The 4,978-nt window shown below is 42.1% G+C and carries 4 protein-coding genes; all 4 read left to right on the forward strand.

The window, feature by feature from the left end; genetic code table 11:
• Positions 1–153 precede the first annotated feature (153 nt).
• Entirely contained in the window at positions 154–933 is a 780-nt protein-coding gene (locus CDG77_RS33325; protein WP_094333445.1) for a hypothetical protein, read from the forward strand.
• A gap of 11 nt (positions 934–944) precedes the next feature.
• Positions 945–1,250 (forward strand): fertility inhibition FinO-like protein, encoded by a 306-nt coding sequence (locus CDG77_RS33330; RefSeq protein ID WP_094333446.1) that lies wholly within the window; start codon positions 945–947, stop codon positions 1,248–1,250.
• Between the two features lie 673 nt (positions 1,251–1,923).
• Complete coding sequence (locus tag CDG77_RS37155; RefSeq protein WP_190234139.1) at positions 1,924–3,363, forward strand: hypothetical protein; 1,440 nt, start codon at positions 1,924–1,926, stop codon at positions 3,361–3,363.
• Positions 3,364–3,686: 323 nt separating this feature from the next.
• On the forward strand, positions 3,687–4,978 hold a 1,292-nt coding region (locus tag CDG77_RS38255), incomplete at its 3' end, for a DUF3854 domain-containing protein (protein WP_223270118.1).

Raw genomic sequence — 4,978 nt, forward strand, 5'->3', positions numbered from 1 at the left:
GTTGTTCTATTACCCCTCCGACTCTTGCAATACCTGTTTAAACTCTATTCTCCGTCTTCCTAAAAGAGTCGCACCCAATTGATAACTGATTTGATAAGGCTAATTAAACCTTTGGAATCATCCTCAAACTTGCTTGAACACAGCAGTAAGCCAATGATTTCTGTGCTGATAAACCAGTTGCAATCACGTCGCTGCTTGCTAGTATTGGATGCATCTGAAGCTTTATTTCAAAGGAATAACTTCCAGCATCGGCTAGAGTATGGACTATTTTTTCGTCGTTTAACAGAGGAGTTATCCGAGAGCTGTGTACTCTTAACTAGTCGAGTTTTCCCCGATCAGCTTGAAAGTTTGATAGCGGCAGAACTACCTATTGACTTTTTGAGAATTGAAGGTTTGGAGGTAAATGCCGCTTTGCAACTTTTATCCAGCAAAGGATTAACTGACAAGGAAAAGTGCAATAAGTTAATTAAAACTTATCGTGGTAATCCTACAGAATTAAAAGCAGTAGCTAATAGAATTCATCATTTCTTTGCTAGTAGCGCAGAAAAGTTTTTTGAAAATCCAACTACTTTGGTTAGCGATCAGTTTCAAGAAATGCTTAATCAGGTGTTTAGCCAACAAGTATTGAGCAAAACTCAAAGACAAATTATGATTTATCTAGCAGAAGAACTAACCTTGGATTCAAGTCCTGTCAATTTTACCAAATTATTAATAGATATGAATAATAAACAGAAAGAATTAATGTCAACCTCAGATTTAATTAGAGCTTTGGAAGTCCTCGAAAAAAACTCATTGATTGAAAGTAACAGAGATTCAGTTACTAAAGAAATTAGTTTTACTCTACAACCAGTGATTAAAAAGTATATTTTGACAGATCCGCTAGGATTGGTGCATACATCTGACACTTCATCAGAATTAGCAATCGCATCTTAAGGGAGGTAGCTATGATTGCAGGAAAACTAGAAATAACAATCAAAATCAACGAACTGCCACAATCTAACATAGTAGAGAATGGTTGGCAACAATTTGAACTTGACTGTGATGATCGCATCATTTCAATTACAGTCAAACCTAAGATTTGGAAGAAACTGACCGATGCTGCTAGTAATTACCCACAGTGGGTTGCAGCGATCGCTGGTAAACTTGGTCAGCAAACAGAACATGGGTTCGTACTAGAAGAACCCAACATACAAGTTTTTGAGCGCAAGCCCAAGGCAGAAATGACCTCTGCTGTAGGTGCTGCTTCTTGAAAAAGTGATTACCCAATCAGGGTAAGCTGGAAGAAACACTGGTAAATATGGAGGAATCAAACAAAAAAAATCAGAATCTCGTTAGATACGGAAAGACCACAAGTTATGTAAAATCAAGCTAATTAAAAGGAGGTATGGAGGTGAAGATACAACAGTACGAGAACTTAACGCAGAAAGCGCCAGTAGGGAGTAGCGCTTTCTGCGGGTCTTAAATTCCATATAACCTCAGAGCGGGGTTGATCTCGAAGCAACAAAACAAGTGGTATTTATAGTTTGGCGACTGTCATTCCACTAAGTTTGTCCGAGAGTTTTTACCGCGCTACCAGATCCATTATAGGATCTGCCGCTTGGAAAGTCCATTCCTTGCGGTGTGTTTTTGCTGTCAAAATTCATTAATTTTAGGTAAAGTAAAGTTTGGTTAAGAAATCCCGAAAATCGTAGCAAAAAGCAGTAGCAGCGCGAAGAACAGTTACCAGTTATCAGTTGGAATTCACAGTCCTTGATAACTGTCAACTGATAACTGATGCAATCCCCTCTGAAGCTTGTCAACCAAGTTATCAGGGAAAAATATCGTGAAAAATGACATAAGGCCAATACAACAGGGTGTCGGGATTAAGGTGACATCAAATTTTTTTTCAAACCACTCTCCTTGTGCTAATGATGGGAGAGAAATATGCTGACACTAGATAGAGAAGAAACCAAATCAGCACTTGATTACGACTTACTCAACAGCAGTATCAAAGACACCTTCGCTACTCTTGACCAATTTGAGTTGCAAGCAGTAGAACTCTGTCGCCTCATGCATGACGAGCAGATGTACAGAATCGCTGGGTACAAAAACTTTGAACAATATTGCCAAGGCGAATTGCATGTATATGGTGGCTATCGGCGTATAAATCAACTCTTAGGAGCATCAAAAGTTATTGTTGCAGCAGGGGAGTTGGGGTCACAGATTAAAAATGAGCGCCAAGCCCGTCCTCTTTTGAGGTTAGCCAAAGAACCAGAAAAACTTATTGCTGCTATAAGACTGGCTCTTGAATCAAACCCAGACCCAACTGAATCAGATTTTGCTGCTGCGGCTAATATTGTTGCTCCAATGCCAAGAGGAAAAAAGCCATTCCATTCAGAACCATTGGTTCCCAAAAATCAGGAACCATTGGTTCCCAAAAATGTCAAAGTCACAATTTCATCACCAGAACATCCCCGTTATGGAGAATCAGGAGTAATTGAGGCTTCGGCTCCAAATAATTCGCAGCAGATTGTAACTTTCGCTGATGGTGAAAGGCTGCTGGTAAACAACACTGATTTGGATGCCGCAATTGTGTCCCAATCAAGTCAGCGCACATATCCACCAGAATACACCGAAGCCATCGCAGCACTCAAAGAGCAACACAAACTTGAGTTAGAGCGCTTGGAGCAGGAATTGAGAATTGGACTACAAGCAGAAGTGTCGGCTAGAGCCGAAGCCCAAGTAAGTGAGCAAATCCAATCTATGCATTTCCTGTACAAGGAGCAAAAAGAGCAGAATATCCAGTTGCAGCAACGATTGGATGAGATGGAAGGGAAGAGATTGCTAGAAACTGAGAATCAGCAACTCCACCAACGTATCCAGGAACTAGAACACGCCTTACAGGAACGCCCTCAACAGCAGTGGGGAAATACCATGACCCAACAGGCTACTAAAGTGTTGAACAAGCAAGTTTTACAAGCTCTTGAGAAAACCATTGACCTGCGCCAGCTAGCTCTTGAACCACCCAAAGAAAATGCAACTGAATGTCTGCGGCTCATGGGCATGGCACTGAAAAACCTAAGCGTTGCCATGAACAACACCCAAGCTCTTGAGGCTGCGGCGATAATTTTGGGTACTAGTCCCACACAGTTAGCCGTCGCAACAAGGACGGAGCAATTACAACTATTACCCCAGGCTATTAGGGAAATTAGGCAAGTACTTGCTCGTCTTGAGTTTACATGGCAGGACTTTTGGGCTGTGGCTGAAAAATACGAGGTGATAAAAGCAGACTACTGGGATCTCCTTACTACCGAGGAGACTGATTTAATCACACAAGCCCAAAAAAACAGTGAACAGTTCTCACTGTTAACAGTTAACAGTTAAGCTAATCGTCATTCATTTTTCCAGGTTGATTCGCTTGTAGTAAGGACAACCCTACGGGTTCAGCTCCCGCAGGAAAGCCATGCTTTTATGCAACTTAAATGCTCCGTCCTTATCGCTGCTGATGCGGATACTTGATGACTGATGACTGATGACTGATAACTGATAACTGATAACTGATGAATGCGGCATAGATGCAATGTCGCCCAAATTGTCATGGAAAAATAAAGGGAGAAAATGTGAATACAAATAAAAATGCTTTTAAGTGTGGCAACTTTGAGCCGAAACCAGATTGCAAGGTATCAGTTGAGCATCAGCGACACCCAATTGAATACCCAAACAACCTCAAGGCTCCCGAATACCATGAGTTATATGTTGGTAGCGCCATTCATCCGGCGCTGATTAAGCGCAACTTCTTCCACATCGAGGGAGAATCGGTTTACGACTACCTGTTCATCTCTGATAAAATCCCTCGCAAAAATGCCGGTCGAGTCACAGATCCATACATTAAAATGTATCAGCATCTATTACTGGGTGGGACATGGATTCAGTCACTTGACCCGTTGAATAATTGGCTCCCAATGGAATGGGGGCGCATTAAGCCCAACTTCCCCCGCATTGATTGGCAAAAAGGGAAACCCGTCAAATACGAATCACCCCCCAAGACAGCTAACCGCGTCACCTACTTCGATATTCCCAACTGCATATTAAATCTTATTGCACGGCGCTACAACATCCCCTCAGTTACAGAAGTGCTTTTTGCAAAACGTGGTCAGAAGCTGCATATTAAAAGTCGAAGAAAAAACGCTCTCTATGCTGCCAACTTCCGGAATTCGCTCTCATACGCGCAGTCTAGTTCCCTTTTAGCACTGTGCAGAAAAGACATACTCAATCCCCTAATGTTTTGGTTATGGGTAAAGCAGCACAAACTGAATTTCATCGACTCTCACCAGAAAGATATACAACTTACCTTCTGGGAGTGGGTAAAACAACATCCAGAGATTCCGATTATCTTATGCGAGGGTGAGAAGAAAGCCGCTTGCTTGCTGAGTCTGGGATTTGTAGCGATCGCACTCCCGGGAATTTGGAACGGGCGCGTGGGCCAACAAGATTTTGATGAACGGTTGCATCCTGACTTAGTACCAATGGCTCTCTCTGGGCGCAAGTTCATAATTTTTTTTGACCACGAGACTTCTTCTAAAACCAGGTGGTTGGTATTTCAAGCTACTGTTCGCACTGCAAAAGCAATTGAGTCTGCTGGTTCTGAATGTGAAGTTGCATTACTGCCGGGGCCAGAAAAAGGCGTTGATGATTTTGTAGTTAGTCGCGGTGTTAATGCGAATGCCCTGCTAACTGCAATTATAGATGATGCCAAATCACTCAAAGATTACCAGCGATCATATCGGGCTAAGAAATGGGGACTTAGCAAATACAAACCGGATGTCACTGTTAATGTATTGTATCTCTCTGAGGCTTTGTGCATTCCTGAACTTGAAGAAAAATGCTTGAGAGTGCCTGAGCTTTATGAGCTTGAAAAGGAACAACTTTTCACGCCATCTATAAAAGGACATCCTCCAAACAAGGAGTCTACCGATTCTGGCGGAGTTGATTCATCCAA

This window comes from Nostoc sp. 'Peltigera membranacea cyanobiont' 213 (assembly GCF_002245975.1).
Taxonomy (GTDB): Bacteria; Cyanobacteriota; Cyanobacteriia; order Cyanobacteriales; family Nostocaceae; genus Nostoc.

Bases quoted from the DNA above. Each gene is read 5' to 3' on its own strand.
- CDG77_RS33325 (WP_094333445.1), top strand. From the start codon at position 154: ATGATTTCTGTGCTGATAAACCAGTTGCAATCACGTCGCTGCTTGCTA.
- CDG77_RS33330 (WP_094333446.1), top strand. From the start codon at position 945: ATGATTGCAGGAAAACTAGAAATAACAATCAAAATCAACGAACTGCCA.
- CDG77_RS37155 (WP_190234139.1), top strand. From the start codon at position 1,924: ATGCTGACACTAGATAGAGAAGAAACCAAATCAGCACTTGATTACGAC.